Raw genomic sequence first — 22,394 nt, 5'->3', positions numbered from 1 at the left:
GTTGCGTGGATGCAAACTCGACGATAGTCGTCTCAAAAATAGCGATCAAGGCATTCGATTCGAAGTGATTCAGCAAGTTGCACCGAACTGTCGCGGCCAATTTACACAAGCATCATTACCGGGGTAAGTCCGCGTTTTCCCTGCCGTTTTATGAAGCGGATGCTGATAAATAATCGGCGAAGCGTTGCCGTGCGGGCCTTTGCGCGATATCGGATTTACAATTCACGTATTCGCCCCAATTCCGGATATAGCGTCGCCGGCATGAGTTCATTCGAAAGCCGCCGACGAGGAACTGAAATGTCAGATCAAAACACGCTCAAATCGAAAAAAGATCAGGTTCACGAACTGCGCGAAAAAGGCTACGTGATCGTGAAAGGGCTGGTTCCGAAGGAGCGGCGCGACGCGATGCGCGAAGTGGCCCGCCAGCAGCTTGCCGAGGCCGCGGCGCCGGTGGAGTTCGAAGCCGATCTGAAATATCCTGGCGCGCCGGACTCGAAGGAGGCGCCCGGCGGCCATACTGTGCGCCGTCTGCTCGACGCGTATGCGCGGCATCCGCTCTTCGCGGAGTTCGCGACCTCGCCCGAGGTGCGCGGCTGGATGGAGCTGTACTTCGGCGAAGCGCCGTATCTGTCGCGCGCGCATCACAACTGCATGATGACGAAGCATCCGGCCTACGGCAGTCTGACCGGCTGGCATCGCGACGTGCGGTACTGGGCGTTCGAGCGCGACGACCTCGTCTCCGCGTGGCTCGCGCTCGGCAACGAGACGGTGGACAACGGCGCGCTGTGGTTCGTGCCCGCGTCGCACAAGCTGCCGTTCACGTCGGATCGTTTCGACGCCGCCAAATTCTTCCGTTCGGACCTGCCCGAGAACGCCGCGCTGATCCGCACGGCGGTATCGCCCGAACTGGAAGCGGGCGACGTCGTGTTCTTCCATTGCAACACGCTGCACTCCGCCGGCAAGAACCTCACCGATCAGGTGAAGTTCTCGCTCGTCTTCACGTATCGCGGAGCGAGCAACGCGGCGCTACCGGGCACGCGCTCGGCGTCGAAACCGGAAGTGCCGCTCGCGTAGGCTTCAGCGCTTCGAGGGAATCGCGAGACCGATCAGTCCCGCGAGCGACGCGACGATGCCGCCCGCGATCAGCCAGATGGTCTTGTTCGTGGGCGAGCCGGTGAAAAAGCGCGCGACGTCGTTGGAGAGCGAATGAAACGACGTGCCGCCGAAGTACAGCAGCACGATGCCGCCGACAAGCAGCGCAACGGAAATCGCTCGGGTCATATCGTGGTCTCGTCGGAAATGGGGCGTCAGATTATTCGGTCTGCGCCCGCGCGTCCAGTCACGCGGCGCGCGCCTGCTCGCGCGTGTAGGGCTGGATCTTGCGCAACAGATCGGCCATTACGTGCTGATGATCGCTCCGGCTCGTCCATGCGCCGAGGTTGTACTTGACGCCGGTGTCGGTGTAATCGGTCACGGCGACCCACGGCGCGGACGGTCCGTCCTGCGTGATGCGCGGATCTTCGCTCATCAGCCTGCGCAATTCGCCGAGCACCTGTTCGACGCCCAAACCATGCTGCGCCTGAAAATTGATGACGACGCGCCGGCGGTCGTTCGCGCTGTAATTGGTGATCGCGTTCGCCCAGATGAGGCTGTTCGGCACGTACATGATGATGCCGTCGGCCTTCGTGAGACGCGTCGTGAAAAGGCCGATCTCGTTGACCGTGCCCGCCGTCGTGCCCACGCCTTCGATGTAATCGCCGACGCGAAACGGCCGCAGCAGCAACAGCATCAAACCGGCGGCGATGTTCTGCAGCGTGCCTTGCAGCGCGAGACCGATAGCGAGGCCCGCCGCGCCGAGCACGGTCAGAATGCTGGCCGCGGCGATGCCGAATTTGCCGAGCGCCGCGACGATCGCGACGACGCGAATCGCCCACAGCGCGAGACTGGCGAGCACCGGCGTGAGCGTCGCGTCCACGTTGGTGCGCCCGAGCGTGCGGCGCAGCGCGTTCGCGACGGCGTTCGAGATCCACCAGCCGATCGCGAGAATCAGAATCGCCAGCAGGATGTCGATGCCGTAGGTCACGGCAATCGCGGTAAAGGAATCGTAGGCGGGGCGCAGTCTGTCGATCGGGTCCATCGGTCAAGCTCCTTCATGCGGAATTTGCATTGGTCCGAGTTCGGGCGCGATCGTTCCCCGTGCTGGCCGATCGGCCAGTGCCGAATAACGGGACGGCGGAGCGCGCCGTGCGCGCTCAGCCCCGATTGGCTTACCATTGACGCCCTTGGCAGGCCGCCTCACGCCTGCCGCGAGTCTCATCCAGTCCCATTGAGTCCCATCAAGTCCGCAAATCCGCAGAGGAAATCCGTCATGGCTTACGAAGCAGCGTCCGAGCGTTACTCGCAGATGCAATACCGCACGTGCGGCAAAAGCGGGTTGAAGCTGCCCGCGTTGTCGCTCGGTTTGTGGCACAACTTCGGCGATAGCACGCCGATCTCCACGCAACGCGACATCTTGCGCACCGCGTTCGACCTCGGCGTCACGCATTTCGACTTGGCCAACAACTACGGGCCGCCCTATGGCAGCGCCGAGACCAACTTCGGCCGCATCTTCAAGGACGATTTCCGTCCGTATCGCGATGAATTGTTGATTTCGTCGAAGGCCGGCTGGGACATGTGGCCCGGCCCGTACGGTCAGGGCGGCGGCTCGCGCAAATACGTGCTTGCGAGCCTCGATCAGAGCCTGAAACGCATGGGGCTCGATTACGTCGACATCTTCTATTCGCATCGCTTCGACGCCGATACGCCGCTCGAAGAAACCGCCGGCGCGCTCGCGACCGCCGTGCATTCGGGCAAGGCGCTGTACGTGGGCATTTCGTCGTATTCGGCGGCCAAGACGCGCGAAATGGCCAAGCTGCTCGCCGAACACAAAGTGCCGCTGCTGATCCATCAGCCGTCGTACAACATGCTGAACCGCTGGATCGAGAGCGAACTGCTCGACACGCTCGACGAGATCGGCGCGGGCAGCATCGCGTTCACGCCGCTCGCGCAAGGCCTTCTGACGAACAAGTACCTGAACGGCGTGCCGCAGGACGCGCGCGTGAACAAGCCCGGCGGCGGCTCGCTGAAGGCGGAACATCTGAGCGACGCGAACCTTGCGCATGTGCGCAAGCTCAACGAACTGGCGCAGAAACGCGGCCAAAGTCTCGCGCAGATGGCGCTCGCGTGGGCGTTGCGCGGCGGCCGCGTGACCTCGGTGCTGATCGGCGCGAGCCGGGCGGAGCAGGTCGCGGAGAACGTCGCCGCACTGAAGAATCTCGATTTCACGCAGGAAGAACTCGCGGAAATCGATCAGCACGCGCAGGAAGGCGGCATCAACCTGTGGGAGAAGCCGTCCACGGATCAGCGCATCTGACGCGCGCCGTCCCTTGCCGTCCTTTCAGCGGCAAGGGACTTTCCGGATAGGCGAAGCATCCGTTGCTATCATGCGAATTCGGCGGCTTTTCGGCAGCGAGACGCTTCGCGCCGATCCGGTTGCCGACCCTTGCAGCCCGCCGGAACGCATTTTCTCAGCACGCACGTTCGCCCACGAGGCCGGCGTGCGCGCCTTTGCCGCCCTATCGACGTTCGGACCTCGAAACGACTATCGGGTTAAAATAGCCGATTGCACCAGCCGGGCCGTCTCGTTTTCTGCGAGGCGAACGCAGGGCGCGCGTGATGCGCGGTCTTCGCGCTGTTTCCGAACGAACTCGCGGTCATCATCGATCGATCGTCCTCTTCGCGTAGTGCGGCGCTCCCGGAAGCGCACTTTTCGGCGCCGGGCGTCGGAGTGTCACCGCTTTTGCACAGTTAAAGCACAGTTCAAGAAGCCATGAGCAACCTTAATTCTCAAACCGTTCTGAGCGTCCATCACTGGACCGACACGCTTTTCAGTTTCACCTGCACCCGCGACGCCTCGTTCCGCTTTGAGAACGGCCAGTTCACGATGGTGGGGCTCGAAGTCGAGGGCAAGCCGCTTCTGCGCGCATACAGCCTCGCGAGCGCGAACTACGAAGAGCATCTCGAATTCCTGAGCATCAAGGTTCCCGACGGCCCGCTGACCTCGCGTCTGCAACACCTGAAGGTGGGCGATTCCGTGCTGATCGGCAAGAAGCCCACGGGCACGCTGGTCGCCGACAATCTGCTGCCCGGCAAGACGCTGTGGCTGCTCTCGACCGGCACGGGACTCGCGCCCTTCATGTCGATCATCAAGGACCCGGACGTCTACGACCGCTACGAGAAGATCGTGCTGACGCATACGTGCCGTTTCGTCGATGAACTCGCTTACAAGGACTTCATCACCGAGCACTTGCCGGCGCATGAGCACCTTGGCGAGATCGTGTCCGAGAAGCTCGTGTACTACCCGACCGTGACGCGCGAGGAATTCGCGAACCGCGGCCGCATCACCGATCTGATCGAGACCAAGAAGCTGTTCGCGGACCTCGCCGTGGAGCCGTTCTCGGTCGAAAACGACCGCGTGATGCTTTGCGGCAGCCCGCACATGCTGCGAGACACCCGCGAACTGCTCGACACGATGGGTTTCAAGGAAGGCAGCAACAACCATCCTGGCCACTATGTCGTGGAAAAGGCATTCGTCGGCTGATTGATCGTTCAGCGCTGCGTTTGCACGAACCGGAGCTTCGCGCTCCGGTTTTTTTTCGCCTCAAAAAGGCGGCGGCGCGAGCGGCACTGTTACAAATCTCGTCTCGTCAGTAGGTGTTTTTCCTACGCATTATGTGCGTCGAACTTGGCAAAGAACATGAAGTTCGAGCGCCGCGCCCTTGCTAGACATAGATTTATAATATTTTTGAGATATGATTCATCCACGCTGAGACGGCGCGCTTGCGTGCGTAATCCGTCTTCGATGTTACAGAGTGTAAATTTGGTTACGCCGCTCGTGAGAACGCCCGAGGACGTAGCTGAGGGTGCGCTCAAAGCGAGGAGTGTGAATGAATCCGTCGGCCACTATCACGCTCGATGAGAGCGCGCATCAGAGCCTGAATCGCCGCGCCTCGTTGCGCGGCGTTCCGTCACCGGCGCCGGACTGTTCCGGCGCGCCGTTCGTTTCGCCTTATTCCGCGCTGATCGACGCCAAGCTCAAGGGCGATCGACAGATTCAGCGCCTGACCGCCCGCGTGCAGGAACTCGCCGCGCTGCTCGCCGCGACGGAAGAGCGCGCCCGCCAGTCGCTCGCGCAGGATCTCCACGACAACACCGGCACCGCGCTCACCGTCGCGAATCTCGCGCTCGCGCGTGCCGAACACTGGCTGCCGGCCGACGCGCCGCCTGCGCTCGGCGACGCGCTGCATCAGGCGCGCGCGGCGCTCGCGGAGGTCTGCGAGACGAGTCATCGCATCGTCGAAGGGCTGCAGACGCCGGCCTTCGATACGAGCTTCGCCGCGACGCTCGCCGACTGGATCGGAAGCTTCGGCGCGCGCACGGCGATTGCCGTCGATTTCGCCTGCCCGGACGATGCGCGCCTCGGCCGCCTGTCGCACGACATGTCGCTCGCGCTCTTTCGCGTGATGCAGGAAGCGCTCGGCAACGTCGCACGCCATGCGCAGGCGGCGCGCGCAAGCGTGGCGGTATCCGTGGACGCACAGGCGGTGACGCTCATCGTCGAGGACGACGGCGTCGGCATCAGCGCGGCGGCGCGCCGAAAGAGCGGGCGCTTCGGGCTTGCCGGCATGCGCGCGCGCTGCGAGGCGCTCGGCGGCAACTTGCGCGTCGCCGGGGCGAAGCCCGCCGGGACCAGCGTGCGCGCGCGTCTGCCGTGGGCGGCGGCGCGTCCTGGCCTCTTCGCGCTCAGCGTCGTCAACGCCTGAGGCCGCCCGCGATGCTCAAGATCCTGCTCGCCGACGATCACGCCATCGTGCGCCGCGGTGTCGCGCAATTGTTGCGGGAACGCGGCGTCGCGTCGGAAGTGTCGGAGGCCGAAAACGGCGTGCAGGCCATCGCGCTGGCCACGCGCCATCCGCACGACGTCGCGATGCTCGATATTTCGCTGCCTGACGTCAACGGCATCGATTTGCTGAAGCGCATCAAGCGCGAAGCGCCGCGGCTGCCCGTCCTGATGTTTTCGATGTATCGCGAAGATCAGTACGCCGTGCGCGCACTGAAGGCGGGCGCGTCGGGCTATTTGTCGAAGACGGCGGACCCGGCGCTCATGATCGGCGCGATCCAGCAGGTCGCGGCGGGCCGCAAATACGTGAGCCCGGAAATGGCGGAAGCGCTCGCGACCTACGTGTCGCTCGACAGCGACCGCCTGCCGCACGAGAAGCTCTCGGACCGCGAATATCAGACGCTCTGCATGCTCGCATCCGGAAAACGGCTGACCGACATCGCGCTAGCTTTATCTCTTTCAGTTAAAACGGTAAGTGTTTATCGCGCGCGGTTGCTGGACAAGATGAAGCTCGCGAACAACGCAGAGCTTACGTTCTACGTGATGAGCAACCGTCTGGTTGATATGAATCCCGCTATCGCCGGTTGATATTTTTATCTTGCACAAGATAAAAAAGAGTGCTTTGTCACAAAGCATCGCCATTCTGTGTTGCATGCCCGGATCATGGGCAACATCCGAGTCTCCGATAAAATGTCGGGTTTTCCCGTAGCAGGGGCGCCCGCGCGCGCCAGAAGGAGACTCATCGCAATGTCGTTGTTCCGCAAGAAAAACATCGAGCACATGCTGGCCGGCGCGCACAGCACGTCGCTCAAAAAGACGCTCGGCGCCCTGGATCTGACGTTCCTCGGAATCGGCGCCATCATCGGCACCGGCATTTTCGTGCTGACCGGCACCGGCGCCGTACAGGCCGGCCCGGCGCTCATGGTGTCGTTCATCGTCGCGGCGATCGCGTGCTGCTTCGCGGCGCTCGCCTACGCCGAGTTTTCATCGACGATTCCCGTCGCAGGCTCCATCTATACGTATTCGTACGCCACGCTCGGCGAGCTTGCCGCGTGGATCATCGGCTGGGACCTGATGCTCGAATACGGGCTCGCGACCTCCGCCGTGTCGGTCGGCTGGTCGGGCTATCTGCAATCGCTCCTGGCGGGCTTCGGCGTGTCGTTGCCGACCGCGCTCACGGCCGCGCCCGGCGCGCTGCCCGGTCAGGCCACGTTCTTCAATCTGCCCGCCTTCCTCGTGATGATGGCCATTACCTGGCTGCTGTCGGTCGGCGTGAAGGAGTCCACGCGCCTGAACAACATCATGGTCGCGATCAAGGTGACGATCGTGGTGCTCGTGATCGCGGTGGGCGTATTCCACGTGAAGCCGGCCAACTGGCATCCGTTCATGCCCCACGGCTGGTCGGGCGTGTTCGGCGCGGCGGCCGTGATGTTCTTCGCCTTCATCGGCTTCGATTCGGTGTCGTCCGCCGCCGAGGAAGTCAAGAATCCGAAGCGCGATCTGCCCATCGGCATCATCTCGTCGCTCGCGGTGTGCGCGGTGCTGTATGTGGCGGTGGCGGCGGTCGTCACGGGCATCGTGCCGTCGGCGCAGTTCGCGAACAATCCGCATCCGGTGTCGTTCGCGCTGCAAGTGGCGGGGCAGAACTGGGTCGCGGGCTTCATCGATCTCGGCGCGGTGCTCGGCATGCTGACCGTGATTCTCGTGATGAGCTACGGCCAGACGCGCATCATCTATGCGATGTCGCGCGACGGCCTCTTGCCCGCGCGGCTTTCGAAGGTGCATCCGCGCTTCTCGACGCCGTTTTTCACGACCTGGCTCGTCGGCATCTTCTTCGGGCTGATCGGCGCGCTCGTGCCGCTCAACGTGCTCGCCGAGCTGATCAACATCGGCACGCTCGCCGCGTTCTCGATGGTGTCCATCGCCGTGCTGATCCTGCGCCGCACGCATCCGGACCTGCCGCGCGCGTTCCGCTGCCCGGGCGTGCCCGTCGTGCCGGTTCTCGCGGTGGCGTCGTGCCTGTTCCTGATGATGAACCTCCAGGCAATGACGTGGATCGCATTCGCGGTGTGGCTCGTGATCGGCCTCGCGATCTATTTCATGTACTCGCGCCGCAATTCGGTGCTCGGGCGCGCGCCGCTCGAAGCGCCCCGCGCCGCCGCCGAAAAGCGCGAAGCCGTGACGCACTGAGCGTCTCGCCCTCACGCAAACCACGCGAAAGCGCCGCCCGAAAGGCGGCGTTTTGCTTTGCGGGGCACGCCGCGCGGCGCGGACGGATAAATTTGGGACGGGCGTTCGACGGATAGCGAGGCCTTCCGATTTGTGTTTTACTCATTGCCACAAACACATAACACCCAACCCAGCTGAACGCTCACGCGGCAGTAAAGGCAGGTGCATCGGCGTGAAGCTGGTTCGTCCTCATCAGGAGACAGTGAAATGGCGCTTAGCATCAGCCTGACGGTCAACGGGAAACCCGTGACCGCCACCGTCGAACCGCATCTTCTGCTCGTCCAGTTTCTCCGCGATCAACTCAGGCTTACCGGCACGCATGTCGGCTGCGACACCGCGCAGTGCGGCTCGTGCACCGTTCATCTCGACGGCCGCGCGATCAAATCGTGCAACATGCTCGCCGCGCAAGCCGACGGCATGCATGTGACGACCATCGAAGGCATGGCGAAGGACGGCCAGCTTCATCCGATGCAGGCGGCTTTCAAGGAATGTCACGGCCTGCAATGCGGCTTCTGCACGCCGGGCATGGTGATGAGCGCGTGCGCGCTGGCCGCGCAGTCGCCGAATCTCTCGGAAGAAGAAGTGCGCGAGCAGCTCGACGGCAATCTGTGCCGCTGCACCGGCTATCACAACATCGTGAAAGCGGTTCTCCAGGGCGCGCAGGCCATGAAAGCCGGCGCCTGAATCCACGCGCATCACTTCTTATGATGAATTGCGCCTTGTCGCTCTGCGTGGGCCCAGAGTAAGGCGCTAAAGCGCCAACGCTGGGCGCAATGGAGACCGCGATGAATGCCCCTGAGCAACAGAAACTGATTGGCGCCGGCGTCAAGCGCAAGGAAGACTATCGCTTCCTGACGGGCGCGGGCCAGTACACCGACGATGTCGTCCTGCCGCAGCAAAGCTACGGCGTCTTCCTGCGCTCGCCGCACGCGCACGCGAAGATCAAACGTATCGACACCGAAGCGGCGATGAAGTCGCCCGGCGTGATCGGCATTTTCACCGGCAAGGATCTCGCGGGCGAGAACGTCGGCGGCCTGCCGTGCGGCTGGCTGATCCACAGCATCGACGGCACGCCGATGCACGAGCCGCCGCATCCCGTCATCGCGCATGAGAAGGTGCTGCACGTGGGCGATCAGGTGGCGCTCGTCGTCGCGGAATCGGTGAAGGAAGCGAAGGACGCCGTCGAGCTGATCGAAATCGACTACGACGAGCTGCCCGCAACCGTCGATACGGGCACCGCAGCCGACGCCGGCCGCCCGCTCGTGCACGACAGCGTGCCGAACAATGTCTGCTTCAACTGGGGCCACGGCGACAAGGCCGCGGCCGACGCCGCGTTCGCGCAGGCCGCGCACGTCACGACGCTCGATATCGTCAATCAGCGCATGGTGCCGAACGCGATCGAGCCGCGCGCCGTGAACGCGAGCTTTTCGAAGCACGACGACAGCTACACCGTCTACGTGGCGAACCAGAATCCGCACGTCGAGCGCCTGCTGATGGCGGCGTTCGTGCTGTCGCTGCCGGAATCGAAGCTGCGCGTGATCGCGCCGGACGTGGGCGGCGGCTTCGGCTCGAAGATCTTTCTGTACGCGGAAGACGTGGCGCTCACGTGGGCATCGAAGAAAGTCGGACGGCCGATCAAGTGGACGGCCGAGCGTTCGGAAGCATTTCTCTCCGACGCCCATGGCCGCGATCACGTCACGAAAGCCGAACTCGCGCTCGACAAGGACGGCAAGTTCCTCGGCATGCGCGTGCATACGACGGCGAACATGGGCGCGTATCTCTCGACCTTCGCCTCGTCGATTCCGACCGTGCTCTACGCGACGCTGCTCGCCGGCCAGTACGCGACGCCCGCAATCTACGCCGAAGTGAAAGCCGTGTTCACGAACACCGTGCCCGTCGATGCCTATCGCGGCGCGGGACGTCCCGAAGCGACTTACGTGGTCGAGCGTCTCGTGGAAACGGCGGCGCGCGAGATGAACATCGATCCGGTCGAACTGCGCCGCCGCAACTTCATCCGCTCGTTTCCGTATGCGACGCCCGTCGGGCTCACGTACGACACCGGCGACTACGACACGATCCTGAATCGCGCGCTGGAACTCGCCGACATAAAAGGCTTCGCCGCACGCAAGGAAGAATCGAAGCAGAAAGGAAAACTCAGAGGCATCGGCTACTCGTGCTACATCGAGGCGTGCGGGCTCGCGCCGTCGAACGTGGCGGGGGCGCTCGGCGCGCGCGCGGGCCTCTTCGAAGCGGGCGAGGTGCGCGTGCATCCGACCGGCTCCGTGACGGTGTTCACCGGCTCGCATAGCCACGGGCAAGGCCACGAGACGACCTTCGCGCAAGTGGTCGCGGACCGGCTCGGCATCTCGATCGATAACGTCGAAATCATTCACGGCGATACGGGGCGCATTCCGTTCGGCATGGGCACGTATGGATCGCGCTCGATCTCGGTCGGCGGTTCGGCGATCATGAAGGCGCTCGACAAGGTCGAAGCCAAGGCCAAGAAAATCGCCGCGCATCTGCTGGAAGCCGCGGCGGAAGACATCGAGTTCACGAACGGCGTGTTTCGCGTGAAAGGCACGGACCGCACGAAGTCGTTTGTCGATGTCTCGCTCGCCGCGTATGTGCCGCACAACTTCCCGCTCGACCAGATGGAGCCGGGCCTTAACGAAAACGCGTTCTACGACCCGGCCAACTTCACGTATCCGTCGGGCGCGTACGTGTGCGAAGTCGAAGTGGATCAGGACACGGGCGAGACGCGCATCCAGAAGTTCACGGCGGTCGACGATTTCGGCAACGTGATCAATCCGATGATCGTCGAAGGACAGGTGCATGGCGGGCTGGGACAGGGCATCGGCCAGGCGATGCTGGAGCGCTGCGTCTACGACGACAGCACCGGCCAGCTGCTCTCCGGCTCGTTCATGGATTACGCGATGCCGCACGCGATCGATCTGCCGAGCTTCACGGTGGAAACCGCGAAGGGCACGCCATGCACGCACAATCCGCTCGGCGTGAAAGGCTGCGGCGAAGCGGGTGCGATCGGCTCGCCGCCCGCCGTCATCAACGCGATTCTCGATGCGCTCGCGCCGCTCGGCGTGAAGGACTTGCAGATGCCCGCGACGCCGCACCGCGTCTGGACCGCGATGCAGAACGCTCAGCACGCCTGAGACAGGGAGACCGACACCATGTACTCATTCGATTTTCAGAAAGCGGACGAAGCGAAAGCGGCGGTCGCAGCCTTGAGCGCCAACGGCGACGCCAAATTCCTCGCGGGCGGCCAGAGCCTCTTGCCGACCATGCGCCTGCGCCTCGCGCAACCTTCGGCGCTGGTGGACGTGACGCGCATCGCGTCGATGAAAAACATCGCGCTCGATGGCGACAAGCTCACGATCGGCGGCGCGATGTGTCATGCGCAAGTCGCGTCGAACGCGGAGGTGAAGAAAGCGCTGCCGGGCCTCGCGGATCTGGCGAGCCGCATCGGCGACATGCAGGTTCGCGAGCGCGGGACGATCGGCGGTTCGCTCGCCAACGACGATCCCGCGGCGTGCTATCCGTCCGCCGTGCTCGCGCTGAACGCGACCGTCGTGACGGACAGAAGGCGCATCGCCGCGGACGATTTCTTCATCGATATGTATCAGACCGCGCTCGAACCCGACGAACTCATCACCGCCGTCGAGTTTCCGCTCGCGGAGCGCGCGGGCTACGAGAAGTTTCGCAATCCCGCATCGCATTTCGCGCTCGTCGGCGTGTTCGTCGCGAAGTTCAAGGACGGCGTGCGCGTCGCCGTGACGGGGGCGGCGTCGTCGGTGTTTCGTGCGGCCGAGCTGGAAGCGGCGCTGTCGAAGGACTTTTCGGTGGCGTCGGCGCGCAGCGTGAAGATCGCGCCCGACACGCTCAACGACGACATGCACGCGAGCGCCGCGTATCGCGCGCACCTGATTCCGGTGCTCGCGGGCCGCGCGATCGAGCGCGCGATGTCGTTCTGACCGCGATGCAGGGCGAGCCCGCTTCCATCGACGAGACGCTCGCGCGCTTGCGCGAGCAGCAGTACTTCGCCAATCGCGAGCTCGCAACAGCGCTTTTTCTCGCGCTGAAGATGCAGCGGCCCCTCTTTCTCGAAGGCGAGCCCGGCGTCGGCAAGACCGAGCTGGCGAAGGCGGCGGCGGGCCTGTGCGGCACCACGCTCCTGCGCCTGCAATGCTACGAAGGGCTGGATACCGCGAGCGCGCTGTACGAATGGGATTATCCGCGGCAGATCATGGCGTTGCGGCTCGCGGAGGCATCGGGCGAAAGACCGTCGAACGACTCGCTGTATCGCGGCGAGTTTCTGCTCAAGCGTCCGCTGCTTCAGGCGTTGCTGCCCGATGCCGCGAATCCCGATGCGCGCCGCGTCTTGCTGATCGACGAAATCGATCGCGCCGACGAGCCGTTCGAAGCGTTCCTGCTCGAACTGCTCTCCGACTTTCAGGTGTCGATTCCGGAGTACGGCACGGTGCGCGCGAAGACGCCGCCGCTCGTCGTGATGACGTCGAACCGCACGCGCGAAGTGCACGACGCGCTGAAGCGGCGCTGTCTTTATCAGTGGATCGGCTATCCCGAGCGCGATGTCGAACTGGCGATCGTCGCGGCCCGCGCGCCGGAAGCGGGCAGCGCGCTGCAGGCGAGGGCGGTCGCGTTCGTGCATCGGCTGCGCACGCTGGATCTGTTCAAGGCGCCGGGCGTCGCGGAGACGATCGACTGGTGCCGCGCGCTGGCGGCGCTGTCGGTGTCGGAGCTCGATCCGCAATCGGTGCGGGACACGCTCGGTGTGCTGCTCAAGTATCAGGACGACCTCGCGCGCATGGACGCGGACACGCTCGCGCAGTGTCTTTCCACCGCGCCATGACGATGGAACCGTTCGCCCGCAACGTCGTGCATTTCGTGCGGCTCCTGCGCGGCGCGGGGCTCGGCATGTCGCCGGCGCATGCGGTCGATGCGCTCGACGCGCTCGGTTACATCGACCTGAACCGCCGCGACGATGTCCGCGCGGCGCTCGCCTGCCTCCTCGTGCACGCGAGCGACGAGCGCGAGATCTTCGACGCCGCCTTCGATCTCTTCTGGCGCGATCCCGACTGGGAAGGCAAGCTGCGCGCGCTGCTGCTGCCGAAAGTGACGAACGGCATGCCGCCGCCCAAACGCAACAACCGTCTCGCCGATGCACTGGCGGCGCGCGCCGCGCAATCGCAGGCGCCGGCTGCGGAATCGAAGCCGGAAGAGGCGCACGCGCGCATCACGTTCAGCGCGCAGGAACGCCTGAGCCATCGCGATTTCGATACGCTCTCCGCCGACGAATGGCGCACGCTGCGGCATCAGATTCGCGCGCATCGCCTGCCGCTCGCCACCGAGCCGACGCGCAGACTGAAGGCCGCATCGCGCGGCACGCACGCCGATATCAAGGCGAGCGCGCGCCACGCCGTGCGCTCCGGCGGCGACTGGACCGTGTGGAAATACCGCGCGGCCGTGGAGCGCAGACCGCCGCTCGTGCTCCTGCTCGACATCTCCGGATCGATGAGCGCCTATTCGCGCGCCGTGCTGTATTTCTGCCATGCCTTGTTGCAGTCGCGCGAGCGCTTGCAAGTGTTTCTGTTCGGCACGCGCCTCACCAACGCGACGCGCGCCTTGCGCGAACGCGATCCCGATGTCGCGATCGCCGCGCTCGGGCAAAACGTGGCGGACTGGTCGGGCGGCACGCGCATCGGCGCGGCGCTCGCGGAGTTCAACCGGCGCTGGGCGCGCCGCGTGCTCAGCGGCCGGGCGACGGTGCTGCTCGTCACCGACGGTCTGGATCACGAAGCCATCGACGTGCTCGATGCGGAAATGCAAAGGCTCAGGCGGTTCGCGCATCGGCTCGTATGGCTCAACCCGCTGTTGCGCTTCGCCGATTTCACGCCGCGCGCGCGAGGCGTGCGGGCGATCCTGCCGCACGTCGATGCGATGCTCGCGGCGCATAACCTCGACAGCCTTTCCGCCGTCGGGCCGGAACTGGCCGCGCTGTCACGGCACACAGGAGACATCAGATGGAACTGACCGAAACGCATACCTTGCCGGTGCCGCAGGCGCGCGCGTGGGAAGCGCTCAACGACACGTCGATCCTGAAAGCCTGCATTCCCGGCTGCGACAGCATCGACGCGGACGGCGAGAACGCGTACAACGTCGCGATGACGGCGGCGGTCGGCCCGGTGAAGGCGCGCTTCAAGGGCAGAATGGAGCTCACCAATATCGATGCGCCGCATACGTATACGATCGTGTTCGAAGGGCAGGGCGGCGCGGCGGGCTTCAGCAAGGGCAGCGCGACCGTCAACCTCGAACCGGGCGACGAAGCCGACACGACGAAGCTCAGCTACAGCGCGAATGCGCAGGTGGGCGGCAAGCTCGCGCAAATCGGCTCGCGGCTCGTCGACGGCGCAGCGCGTAAGATTGCGGGAGAATTTTTCAAGCGGTTCAGCGCGCAGTTGCAAGGCGGTGAGGCCGCGCCGGAATCGCAGGACTCGCCGGCCGATGAAAACGGCGGCGAGAAGGAAGAGAAAGGAAAGAAATCATGGACAGCGTGGATCTCGAAGTCCTGAAGAACAGCGCGCGATGGCTCGAAGAGGGCAAACGCGTGCTGCTCGTGACGGTGGTGAAGACGTGGGGCTCGTCGCCGCGGCCCGAAGGCGCGATGCTCGCCGTGCGCGACGACGGGCATGTGGTTGGCTCGGTGTCGGGCGGTTGCATCGAAGACGATCTGATCGAGCGCGTGCGACAACGCGGCATCGAGCAGACGATGCCCGAAGCGGTGAAGTACGGCATCAGCGCGGAAGAAGCGCATCGGTTCGGCTTGCCGTGCGGCGGCACGATCCAGCTCGTGCTGGAGCCGTTGACGGCCGCGAGCGGCATCGCCGATCTGTGCGCGGCGGTCGAAAGCGGCCGGCTCGTCGCGCGCACGCTCGACATGGCGACGGGCGCCGTGCGCCTCGAACCGGCGCGTGCCACCGACGGCGTGCTCTTCGACGACGACCGGCTTCTCACCATTCACGGCCCGCGCTATCGCATGCTGGTGATCGGCGCGGGGCAGTTGTCGCGTTATCTGTGCAGCATCGCGGTCGGGCTGGATTATCAGGTGACGGTCTGCGATCCGCGCGAGGAATACACGGAAGAGTGGGACGTGCCGGGCACGACGATCGTGCGCACCATGCCCGACGACACCGTCATGGACATGAAGCTCGACGAGCGCTGTGCCGTGATCGCGCTCACGCACGATCCGAAGCTCGACGATCTCGCGCTGATGGAAGCCCTCAAGACGCCTGCGTTCTATGTCGGCGCGCTCGGTTCGCGGCGCAACAACGCGGCGCGGCGCGAGCGTCTGAAAGAGTTCGATCTCAGCGACGCCGAACTCGCGCGGCTGCATGGCCCGGTGGGTATTTTCATCGGCAGCAGGACGCCGCCGGAAATCGCCGTGTCGATTCTCGCGGAAGTGACGGCGGCGAAGAACGGCGTGTCGCTGCCCGAACTGTTGCAGGTCGAAGGCGCGAAAGCGGCGCGGGAAATTGCCGGGAAGGGCGAAGTGTGCGGCGTGTGAGCGGCATCTCAATATTACAAAAACCTGACTGAATGCCGTTCGTGCGCGCGGCACGGCTATATAATAATCGTTCTCATTTGCGCGGCCGCAGCAGCGGCTGACGCGAAGCCCGTTTCCTTCTGTTCAACTCATCATCGAATGTCCGGCAAGTTTCTGACCGGCGAGGGCCGGCGCGCAGCCGCACGCGCCGGCTCGCCGACCGACGCCCCTGAGCGCGCGAATCGACGTCACATGAGCCAGTGCGCGCTGCGCGTGTGGTCGATCGTGCATCGCTGGACGAGTCTCGTCTGCACGGCGTTCATGCTGCTGCTTTGTCTGACGGGCTTGCCGCTCGTGTTCGGCCACGAACTCGATATCCTGACCGGCGATGCGATCGAAGCGCCCGCGCTGCCCGCATCGCAGGCCGGCGCACGCGCGAGTTACGACGTCGTCTTGCAGGCCGCGTTGAAGGAACATGCCGGCCACGTGCCGCAGTACATGATCTGGGAGCCGGACGAGCCGCTTCTGCCGATCGTCGTGACCGCGCCGCGCGCCGATACGCCGCCCGACGATACGCTCAGCACGACCGTCGACGCCCGCACGGCGCAGCCGCTCGGCATGCCGCCGGGCAAGGGCTCGCTCAAGTTCGTGCTGCTGAAGCTGCATGTCGACATGTTCGCCGGACTCTTCGGCAAGCTCTTTCTGGGCGCGATTGGCGTCGTGTTTCTGGCGGCGATCGTGTCGGGCATCGTCGTGTATCTGCCGTTCTGGCGAAAGGTCGGGCTCGGACGTGTGCGCCTGAAGAAGAAGCGGCGCATCGTGTGGCTCGACTGGCATAACGCCATCGGCATGCTGACGCTCGCGTGGGCGCTGCTTGTCGGCGCAACGGGTTCGATCAACACGCTCGCCGATCTGATGCTCGAAGCGTGGCGCAACGATCAGCTCGCGCAGATGGTCGCGCCGTACCGCGGCCAGCCGCCGGTGACGGTGCGAGCGTCCATCGACGACGCCGTGAAGACCGCGCAGGGCGTCGCGCCGGCGATGATTCCGTCGTTCGTCGCGTTTCCCGGCACGCGCTTCGCGAGCCCGCATCACTATGCCGTCTGGATGCGCGGCGACGGTATTCTCACGACGCGCATCATGCGGCCCGTGCTCGTGGACGCATCGACGGGCGCGGTCACGGATTCACGCGAACTGCCGTGGTATCTGAAAGTGCTGCTCGGCTCGCAGCCGCTGCATTTTGGCGATTTCGGTGGCATGCCGCTCAAGATCTTCTGGGCGGCGTTTGATGTGCTGACGATCGTCGTGCTGGGCAGCGGGCTTTATTTGTGGATGACGCGGCATAACCCGGGGAGGGGGCGGAAGTAGGCCATTCGGACGAGATGTCCGTGCTCCTGTTGGTCGATAGATTGATCGATCCGGCGAGCGCGCCAGTGAGGCGCGTTCGGGACTTCAGTCACGTCACCGCAAGAGGCACAGATGTCGAACAGTATTTCCAGCGATGAAGCGCGTCACCTGACTTTCGAAAGTATCAAGCAAACAAACGGCGAAGACGACTTCTGGCTCGCGCGCGAGCTCGCCCCAGCGCTGTCGTATCCACACTGGCGCAACTTTCTGCAGGTGATCGAAAAAGCCAAGATCTCGTGTGAGCGGTCTGGCCACAAGCCGCAGGACCATTTTGATGAAGTCATCAAAATGGTCTCCGTGGGTTCCGGTGCGAACCGCCCGGTCTCGGACTACCGGCTCTCCCGCTACGCGTGCTATCTGATCGTTCAGAATGGCGACCCATCGAAGCCCGTGATCGCAAACGGACAAACCTATTTCGCCATACAGACGCGTCGTCAGGAATTACACGACAAAAAGACTTTCGGTGGCTTGTCCGAGGACCAGCAACGTCTGATGCTTCGCGGCGAACTCATGCGTCACAACAAGGCGCTGAGCGCGGCGGCGCGCGTTGCTGGCGTAACGACCACCGTCGATTACGCCGTCTTCCAGGATCATGGTTACAAGGGGCTGTATGGTGGTTTGAGCAATAAGGATCTTCACGCCAGAAAGCGTCTGAGGAAGAGCCAGAAGATACTCGACCACATGGGAAGCATCGAACTTGCTGCCAACCTGTTCCGCGCGACGCAGACCGAGGACAAGCTTCGCCGCGACGGCGTCAGCGGAAAGCAGATGGCCAATCAGACCCACTTCGATGTCGGCAGGAAAGTCCGCGACACCATCCGCGAACTGGGCGGAATGATGCCGGAAGCGCTACCCACGCCGAACACGAGCATCCAGCAGATCGAGCGCGCCCAAAAGCGGTTGGCTGGCAAAAACAGGGCGAGCGAGAAGGCCGATTAGGCGGCCCTTCGAGACCATTTTGATGAGGTCATCAAAATGGTCTGCGAGCGTCACATCAACCCGCAAGCAATCGCCGCAACCAGCGACGCCGCCACGATCACCACGCCCGCCGTGCGCCGCTTGTTCAGTTCCGTCCACAGCAGCACGCCCGTCAGCGACAGCAGGATGATACTGCCCGCGAAAGTATCGATGAGCAGCACCCATCCCACGCTCAGGCCGACGCCCTTGTGCAGGTTGGTCATCATCGCGAGGAAGGTGTTTTCTGTGCGTTTCACCGAAACGAAGTTGTTGCCGACCCAGTACTCGGCCTGCACGCTGCCGCCAGGCGACGCCACCATGACCGACCATTGCTCCGGCTGCATCGTGCTCTTGTCGCCCCAGCCGACCGGATGCGCCGGCTCGCGGCGCGCGCGGCCGAGATTGCCGTCGAGCTTCAATTCTTTCTTGAGCCAGTTGCCCATGTCGCGCGGCGTCTTGAAGCCTTCGGCCGGCAAAGGCATCTGCATTTGCGCCACCTGCGGCTCGCCCGTCGAAATGCGCAGGGGCGGTGCGCGGTGATTCAGCAAAAAGCCCGTCGCGCCGAACAGCAGGCCGAGCAGCGCGCCCCACAAACCGATCCAGCCATGCACCTTGCGCAGCCACTTCAGAAAGGTCGAGCGGCGCGAGCGGTTCTTGCGGACGATCTGCTCGGCATCGTCGATGAGGCGCCCGTGCGGACGATAGTGCGTCGAGCCGCTCGTCGCGGTCGGCTGCGGATTGAGTGTTTCAGGCGCGTTCACGCGTCTCTCCGAATTCGGGCATTGGCAGGCAAAGCCGCGCCGCGATCGGCATTCACGCGATTCAGACGCGGCGATCGACGATGGGCGGGCAAATGAGAATCGTTATCATTGCACGCGCAGTCAAGCTTTTCAATGCTTTGCGATTGCCTAACAGTGCGTGAATGTCACGAAAAATTTCAGACGGCCCAGAGCGGGCCTTCCTGCATCGCGCCCACCTGCTCGCGCAATTCGAGGATGCGGTCTTCCCAATAGCGCTGCGTGTTGAACCACGGAAACGCCGCGGGAAACGCGGGATCGTTCCAGCGGCGCGCGAGCCACGCCGAGTAGTGAATCAGCCGCAGCGTGCGCAATGCTTCGATCAGATGCAGTTCGCGCGGATCGAACTCGCAGAAGTCTTCGTAGCCGGCGAGCAGATCCGCGAGCGCGCGCGATGCGTCCGCGCGTCCGGCCGGCAGCAGCAGCCATAGATCCTGAATAGCCGGGCCCATGCGGCTGTCGTCGAAATCGACGAAATGCGGGCCGGCGTCGGTCCACAGCACGTTGCTCGGATGGCAGTCGCCGTGCAAACGCAGATGCCGCACGTCGCCGGCGCGCTCGAAGCATTGCGCGACGCCGTCGAGCGCCATCGACACGACGGTGTCCCACGCCTCGCGCACATCGCCTGGAACGAAGCCGTGCGCCAGCAGAAACTCGCGCGGTTCGCGGCCGAAGGTGTCGATGTCGAGTGTCGGCCGCTCGCGATACGGCTCGATCGCGCCCACCGCGTGAATCCGCCCGATGAAGCGCCCGAGCCATTCGAGCGTGTCGCTGCGGTCGAGATCGGGCGCGCGGCCGCCTCGCCGCTCGAAGACGGAAAAGCGAAAGCCGTCGAATTCATGCAGCGTCTGGCCTTCCAAGGTGCGTGCCGGGACCGCCGGGATCTCGCGCGCGACCAGACTCGCGACGAATGCATGCTCTTCGAGGATCGCCGCATTCGACCAGCGTTTCGGACGATAAAACTTCGCGACGACCGGCGGGCCATCTTCGACGCCCACCTGATAGACGCGGTTCTCGTAACTGTTGAGCGGCAGCAGGCGGCCATCGGTGCGCGCGCCGGCAGGCATCAGCACGCGATCCACTGCGTCGAGCACGCGCTCGGGCGTGAGACCGGAGAAGGGCGGCGCGTCGCCGTCGTCGGGAAGGGGCGCGCCCTGGGGATCAGGATGGTTCGAGTTCATCCCGGCATTGTGCCGCGCCTTCGCGCGGTTGGCATCGGCGCGCTCAGTGCGTTCGATGCGACGAATGCGCCCGCGTGGCGCTGCGCTTGCTCAATGAACGACCGTATTCGACGGGCGCACGACATCGCCGGTATCGATCAGGTCTTCGAGAAAAAACGGCTCCGTATTGAGCAGTTGGGTGACGCCGGGCTCGCCCGCGTACCAGGCGACCATCGCCATATCGCCGAGAATGCGCATGACGATGCCGCGCGCGCCCTGAGGCACGGCAATATGCACTGAGCGGACAATCGAACCGATTTGCATGATGAATCCCCGTTTCAGCGCCGGCTGAGGATAAGGCGCCGGTCAAATGTTTTCACCAAGCACAGGCTTTTCACGGCTCGTGCACCAGACTGTGCGCCGCGTTCGTTGCGGCAAGCGCGACATAGGCCGTTTCATGAACGGTTGTGCTACCACTTTAACGCAACGCGTCGCGTCGGCGCGATGCCAATCGCCGCCTTGTGTTGTCGATCGCAGACGGCCAGCAGTAATTATGGGGTGATCGACAACGAACAACGGCCGCCGTATCAGGCAAAACCCTTAGGATCGGCGTATCGTCGAGGATTTTTCAGAGAATACTTCAAACGTGAACGCATCACCGGCACCGCAGCGCCCGCCATCCGGCAACGGCGCGAATCCCGTCGCGAACGCCGCGCCGTATCTCGAACGCGGTTCGCGCGCTTACTGGCGCGCGTCGCTTGCGCTGCTGTTCGCCGGTTACGCGACGTTCTCGCTGCTGTATTGCGTGCAGCCGCTCTTGCCGGAGTTCACCCAGGCGTTCGGCGTGAGTCCGGCCGTGAGCGCGCTTTCGGTGTCGGTGAGCACGGCGGCGCTCGCGATCGCCATTTTCATCGCGGGATTCATGTCGGAAAGCTGGAGCCGTCATCGGTTGATGACGCTTTCGCTGCTCGCGTCGTCGCTGCTGACGGTCGTCGCCGCCGTGCTGCCGGACTGGCACGCGCTGCTCGTCGTGCGCGCGCTCGAAGGCTTCGCGCTCGGCGGCGTGCCCGCGGTCGCGATGGCCTATCTCGCGGAGGAAGTGCATCCCGATGGCCTCGGCCTCGCGATGGGCCTGTATGTCGGCGGAACGGCCATCGGCGGCATGGCGGGGCGCGTGATCAGCGGCGTGCTCGCGGATCTGTTCGGCTGGCGCATCGCGATCGGCGGAATCGGCGTGCTGGGTCTGCTGGCCACGCTCGCTTTCCGCTCGCTGCTGCCGCCCTCGCGCCGCTTCCAGCCGCGCCGCGGCGTGGGATTCGCGCATCATCGGCGCTCGCTCGCGGGTCATCTGCGGCACGGCGGCTTGCCGTTCCTGTTTCTGCTCGGCTTCGTGCTGATGGGCAGTTTCGTCACGCTCTATAACTATGTCGGCTACCGGCTGCTCGGCGCGCCGTTTCGACTGAATCAGACGCAGATTGGCGCGATCTTCACGGTTTATCTGACGGGCGTGGTCGCGTCGCCGTGGTCCGGCAAGATGGCCGATGTCTTCGGGCGCGGCCGCGTGCTGATCGCGAGTCTCATCCTGATGATGCTCGGCGTCGCGCTCACCTTATCGAGCATGTTGACTTTGATCATCGCGGGCATCGCCTGTCTGACGTTCGGCTTCTTCGCCGCGCATGCCGTCGCTAGCAGCTGGGTCGGGCGGCTCGCCGCGCAGGCGAAAGGACAGGCGGCCGGGCTCTATCTGCTCGCGTATTACCTTGGATCGAGCCTCATCGGCGCCTACGGCGGACATTTCTGGACCGCGTTCGGATGGACGGGCGTCGCCGGACTGATCGGCGTGCTGTTGTTGATCGGACTTGCCGGCGCGGTTTATCTGAACCGGCGCGAACGCGCTGCGGCCGCGTAAAACGAAAGCGGTTTGAAATACGACAAATCTAAGGGTTTACCGTGTCCGCTTAAAAACGGACGCATATAAGCCATTGTTCCGCAAGGCTTTGGCCGGCCGCGTCGGTCTTCCAGCGCACTAAGTCGCGCCGACGCCGCCCGAGGAGCGGCCTATACTCGAATCGTCGAGGCGGGCGTTTATCGCGCGACGATCGAAAAGCCAGAAGCAGGACGATGGGAGACGCACTATGACGTACTTCACGATCGGCGACTTCATTCTGATCATCCCGATGGCGCTGGCTGGCGCGCTATTTCTCGGGGCCATTCCTTGCGCGACGCATTTCAAGAACAACGTGCTGCGCGTATTCGGCGCGCTGTTGGGCGTGCTCGCCGCATTTCTGCTCGTGGAAGGACTGCCCGCGCTGATATGACGAGCGCGCCGT

The 22,394-nt window shown here is 64.1% G+C and carries 22 protein-coding genes; 17 read left to right on the top strand and 5 right to left on the bottom strand.

Features of this window, described 5'->3' with window-relative positions; translation table 11 throughout:
• Positions 1-297 precede the first annotated feature (297 nt).
• Positions 298-1,074, top strand: coding sequence for a phytanoyl-CoA dioxygenase family protein (locus tag AWB70_RS02845; RefSeq protein WP_053567213.1), 777 nt, complete (start codon positions 298-300; stop codon positions 1,072-1,074).
• Positions 1,075-1,077: 3 nt separating this feature from the next.
• Here AWB70_RS02845 and AWB70_RS02840 read toward each other — a convergent pair whose 3' ends face one another.
• Positions 1,078-1,281 carry a DUF3185 family protein gene (locus AWB70_RS02840; RefSeq protein ID WP_014192745.1) on the bottom strand — a complete coding sequence of 68 codons (204 nt, stop codon included), beginning with the start codon at positions 1,279-1,281 and terminating at the stop codon, positions 1,078-1,080.
• A 58-nt stretch (positions 1,282-1,339) separates the two neighbouring features.
• Positions 1,340-2,137, bottom strand: a complete 798-nt coding sequence (locus tag AWB70_RS02835) for a mechanosensitive ion channel family protein (RefSeq protein ID WP_053567214.1) — start codon at positions 2,135-2,137, stop codon at positions 1,340-1,342.
• A gap of 231 nt (positions 2,138-2,368) precedes the next feature.
• On the opposite strand from AWB70_RS02835, the gene mgrA reads away from it, so the two are divergent.
• The 14 genes from mgrA to dinD all read left to right on the top strand — a co-directional run bounded on the left by mgrA (position 2,369) and on the right by dinD (position 18,089).
• On the top strand, positions 2,369-3,412 hold the full coding sequence (gene mgrA / locus AWB70_RS02830) for an L-glyceraldehyde 3-phosphate reductase (RefSeq protein ID WP_053567215.1): 1,044 nt from the start codon (positions 2,369-2,371) through the stop codon (positions 3,410-3,412).
• Between the two features lie 456 nt (positions 3,413-3,868).
• Positions 3,869-4,639: a ferredoxin--NADP reductase gene (locus tag AWB70_RS02825; protein ID WP_045451585.1), complete on the top strand. Its 771-nt coding sequence runs from the start codon at positions 3,869-3,871 to the stop codon at positions 4,637-4,639.
• Positions 4,640-4,985: 346 nt separating this feature from the next.
• Positions 4,986-5,861, top strand: a complete 876-nt coding sequence (locus AWB70_RS02820) for a sensor histidine kinase (RefSeq protein ID WP_045451588.1) — start codon at positions 4,986-4,988, stop codon at positions 5,859-5,861.
• A gap of 11 nt (positions 5,862-5,872) precedes the next feature.
• The gene (rqpR, locus tag AWB70_RS02815) at positions 5,873-6,526 is read left to right on the top strand and encodes a response regulator transcription factor RqpR (RefSeq protein ID WP_053567216.1); all 654 of its coding nucleotides are present in this window, start codon (positions 5,873-5,875) and stop codon (positions 6,524-6,526) included.
• A gap of 159 nt (positions 6,527-6,685) precedes the next feature.
• Complete coding sequence (gene bcaP / locus AWB70_RS02810) at positions 6,686-8,128, top strand: branched-chain amino acid transporter BcaP (protein WP_053567217.1); 1,443 nt, start codon at positions 6,686-6,688, stop codon at positions 8,126-8,128.
• A 246-nt stretch (positions 8,129-8,374) separates the two neighbouring features.
• The gene (locus AWB70_RS02805; protein ID WP_053567218.1) at positions 8,375-8,851 is read left to right on the top strand and encodes a (2Fe-2S)-binding protein; all 477 of its coding nucleotides are present in this window, start codon (positions 8,375-8,377) and stop codon (positions 8,849-8,851) included.
• A 101-nt stretch (positions 8,852-8,952) separates the two neighbouring features.
• The gene (locus AWB70_RS02800) at positions 8,953-11,334 is read left to right on the top strand and encodes a xanthine dehydrogenase family protein molybdopterin-binding subunit (protein WP_053567219.1); all 2,382 of its coding nucleotides are present in this window, start codon (positions 8,953-8,955) and stop codon (positions 11,332-11,334) included.
• A gap of 18 nt (positions 11,335-11,352) precedes the next feature.
• Positions 11,353-12,153: an FAD binding domain-containing protein gene (locus tag AWB70_RS02795; RefSeq protein ID WP_053567220.1), complete on the top strand. Its 801-nt coding sequence runs from the start codon at positions 11,353-11,355 to the stop codon at positions 12,151-12,153.
• Between the two features lie 5 nt (positions 12,154-12,158).
• Positions 12,159-13,052 (top strand): AAA family ATPase, encoded by an 894-nt coding sequence (locus AWB70_RS02790; RefSeq protein WP_053567221.1) that lies wholly within the window; start codon positions 12,159-12,161, stop codon positions 13,050-13,052.
• Entirely contained in the window at positions 13,049-14,233 is a 1,185-nt protein-coding gene (locus AWB70_RS02785; RefSeq protein WP_053567222.1) for a vWA domain-containing protein, read from the top strand. The genes AWB70_RS02790 and AWB70_RS02785 overlap by 4 nt, the downstream gene beginning before the upstream one ends.
• On the top strand, positions 14,224-14,772 hold the full coding sequence (locus AWB70_RS02780; protein WP_053567223.1) for an SRPBCC family protein: 549 nt from the start codon (positions 14,224-14,226) through the stop codon (positions 14,770-14,772). Before AWB70_RS02785 ends, AWB70_RS02780 begins: the two co-directional genes overlap by 10 nt.
• A complete protein-coding gene (locus AWB70_RS02775) occupies positions 14,745-15,764 on the top strand; it encodes an XdhC family protein (protein WP_053567224.1) in 1,020 nt (339 codons plus the stop codon). Before AWB70_RS02780 ends, AWB70_RS02775 begins: the two co-directional genes overlap by 28 nt.
• A gap of 138 nt (positions 15,765-15,902) precedes the next feature.
• Positions 15,903-17,111: a PepSY-associated TM helix domain-containing protein gene (locus AWB70_RS02770; protein ID WP_235024129.1), complete on the top strand. Its 1,209-nt coding sequence runs from the start codon at positions 15,903-15,905 to the stop codon at positions 17,109-17,111.
• A gap of 111 nt (positions 17,112-17,222) precedes the next feature.
• Positions 17,223-18,089, top strand: coding sequence for a DNA damage-inducible protein D (gene dinD / locus AWB70_RS02765; RefSeq protein ID WP_053567225.1), 867 nt, complete (start codon positions 17,223-17,225; stop codon positions 18,087-18,089).
• A 50-nt stretch (positions 18,090-18,139) separates the two neighbouring features.
• On the opposite strand, the gene AWB70_RS02760 is transcribed toward dinD, so the two are convergent.
• The 3 genes from AWB70_RS02760 to AWB70_RS02750 form a co-directional block, all read right to left on the bottom strand.
• A complete protein-coding gene (locus AWB70_RS02760; RefSeq protein ID WP_053567226.1) occupies positions 18,140-18,868 on the bottom strand; it encodes a PepSY-associated TM helix domain-containing protein in 729 nt (242 codons plus the stop codon).
• 176 nt (positions 18,869-19,044) lie between these two features.
• Positions 19,045-20,085 (bottom strand): serine/threonine protein kinase, encoded by a 1,041-nt coding sequence (locus tag AWB70_RS02755; protein ID WP_053567227.1) that lies wholly within the window; start codon positions 20,083-20,085, stop codon positions 19,045-19,047.
• A 90-nt stretch (positions 20,086-20,175) separates the two neighbouring features.
• Complete coding sequence (locus AWB70_RS02750) at positions 20,176-20,388, bottom strand: hypothetical protein (protein ID WP_014192763.1); 213 nt, start codon at positions 20,386-20,388, stop codon at positions 20,176-20,178.
• Positions 20,389-20,710: 322 nt separating this feature from the next.
• Here AWB70_RS02750 and AWB70_RS02745 point away from each other — a divergent pair, with 322 nt between their 5' ends.
• Both AWB70_RS02745 and AWB70_RS02740 read left to right on the top strand, forming a co-directional pair.
• Positions 20,711-21,973: an MFS transporter gene (locus AWB70_RS02745; protein ID WP_053567228.1), complete on the top strand. Its 1,263-nt coding sequence runs from the start codon at positions 20,711-20,713 to the stop codon at positions 21,971-21,973.
• 226 nt (positions 21,974-22,199) lie between these two features.
• Positions 22,200-22,382: a hypothetical protein gene (locus tag AWB70_RS02740; protein WP_041730863.1), complete on the top strand. Its 183-nt coding sequence runs from the start codon at positions 22,200-22,202 to the stop codon at positions 22,380-22,382.
• Positions 22,383-22,394 lie beyond the last annotated feature (12 nt).

It is taken from the genome of Caballeronia cordobensis, from assembly GCF_001544575.2.
GTDB lineage: Bacteria > Pseudomonadota > Gammaproteobacteria > Burkholderiales > Burkholderiaceae > Caballeronia > Caballeronia cordobensis.
This window is presented reverse-complemented; position numbering and strand designations above follow the sequence as displayed.

Excerpts from the sequence above, each read along its gene's own strand:
- AWB70_RS02785 (WP_053567222.1), top strand. The coding sequence starts at position 13,049 with ATGACGATGGAACCGTTCGCCCGCAACGTCGTGCATTTCGTGCGGCTC.
- rqpR (WP_053567216.1), top strand. The coding sequence starts at position 5,873 with ATGCTCAAGATCCTGCTCGCCGACGATCACGCCATCGTGCGCCGCGGT.
- AWB70_RS02840 (WP_014192745.1), bottom strand. The coding sequence starts at position 1,281 with ATGACCCGAGCGATTTCCGTTGCGCTGCTTGTCGGCGGCATCGTGCTG.
- AWB70_RS02795 (WP_053567220.1), top strand. The coding sequence starts at position 11,353 with ATGTACTCATTCGATTTTCAGAAAGCGGACGAAGCGAAAGCGGCGGTC.
- AWB70_RS02755 (WP_053567227.1), bottom strand. The coding sequence starts at position 20,085 with ATGAACTCGAACCATCCTGATCCCCAGGGCGCGCCCCTTCCCGACGAC.
- AWB70_RS02770 (WP_235024129.1), top strand. The coding sequence starts at position 15,903 with ATGTCCGGCAAGTTTCTGACCGGCGAGGGCCGGCGCGCAGCCGCACGC.
- AWB70_RS02740 (WP_041730863.1), top strand. The coding sequence starts at position 22,200 with ATGACGTACTTCACGATCGGCGACTTCATTCTGATCATCCCGATGGCG.
- AWB70_RS02750 (WP_014192763.1), bottom strand. The coding sequence starts at position 20,388 with ATGCAAATCGGTTCGATTGTCCGCTCAGTGCATATTGCCGTGCCTCAG.
- AWB70_RS02845 (WP_053567213.1), top strand. The coding sequence starts at position 298 with ATGTCAGATCAAAACACGCTCAAATCGAAAAAAGATCAGGTTCACGAA.
- AWB70_RS02825 (WP_045451585.1), top strand. The coding sequence starts at position 3,869 with ATGAGCAACCTTAATTCTCAAACCGTTCTGAGCGTCCATCACTGGACC.
- AWB70_RS02820 (WP_045451588.1), top strand. The coding sequence starts at position 4,986 with ATGAATCCGTCGGCCACTATCACGCTCGATGAGAGCGCGCATCAGAGC.
- AWB70_RS02790 (WP_053567221.1), top strand. The coding sequence starts at position 12,159 with ATGCAGGGCGAGCCCGCTTCCATCGACGAGACGCTCGCGCGCTTGCGC.
- AWB70_RS02805 (WP_053567218.1), top strand. The coding sequence starts at position 8,375 with ATGGCGCTTAGCATCAGCCTGACGGTCAACGGGAAACCCGTGACCGCC.
- dinD (WP_053567225.1), top strand. The coding sequence starts at position 17,223 with ATGTCGAACAGTATTTCCAGCGATGAAGCGCGTCACCTGACTTTCGAA.
- AWB70_RS02800 (WP_053567219.1), top strand. The coding sequence starts at position 8,953 with ATGAATGCCCCTGAGCAACAGAAACTGATTGGCGCCGGCGTCAAGCGC.
- AWB70_RS02835 (WP_053567214.1), bottom strand. The coding sequence starts at position 2,137 with ATGGACCCGATCGACAGACTGCGCCCCGCCTACGATTCCTTTACCGCG.
- AWB70_RS02780 (WP_053567223.1), top strand. The coding sequence starts at position 14,224 with ATGGAACTGACCGAAACGCATACCTTGCCGGTGCCGCAGGCGCGCGCG.
- bcaP (WP_053567217.1), top strand. The coding sequence starts at position 6,686 with ATGTCGTTGTTCCGCAAGAAAAACATCGAGCACATGCTGGCCGGCGCG.
- AWB70_RS02775 (WP_053567224.1), top strand. The coding sequence starts at position 14,745 with ATGGACAGCGTGGATCTCGAAGTCCTGAAGAACAGCGCGCGATGGCTC.
- mgrA (WP_053567215.1), top strand. The coding sequence starts at position 2,369 with ATGGCTTACGAAGCAGCGTCCGAGCGTTACTCGCAGATGCAATACCGC.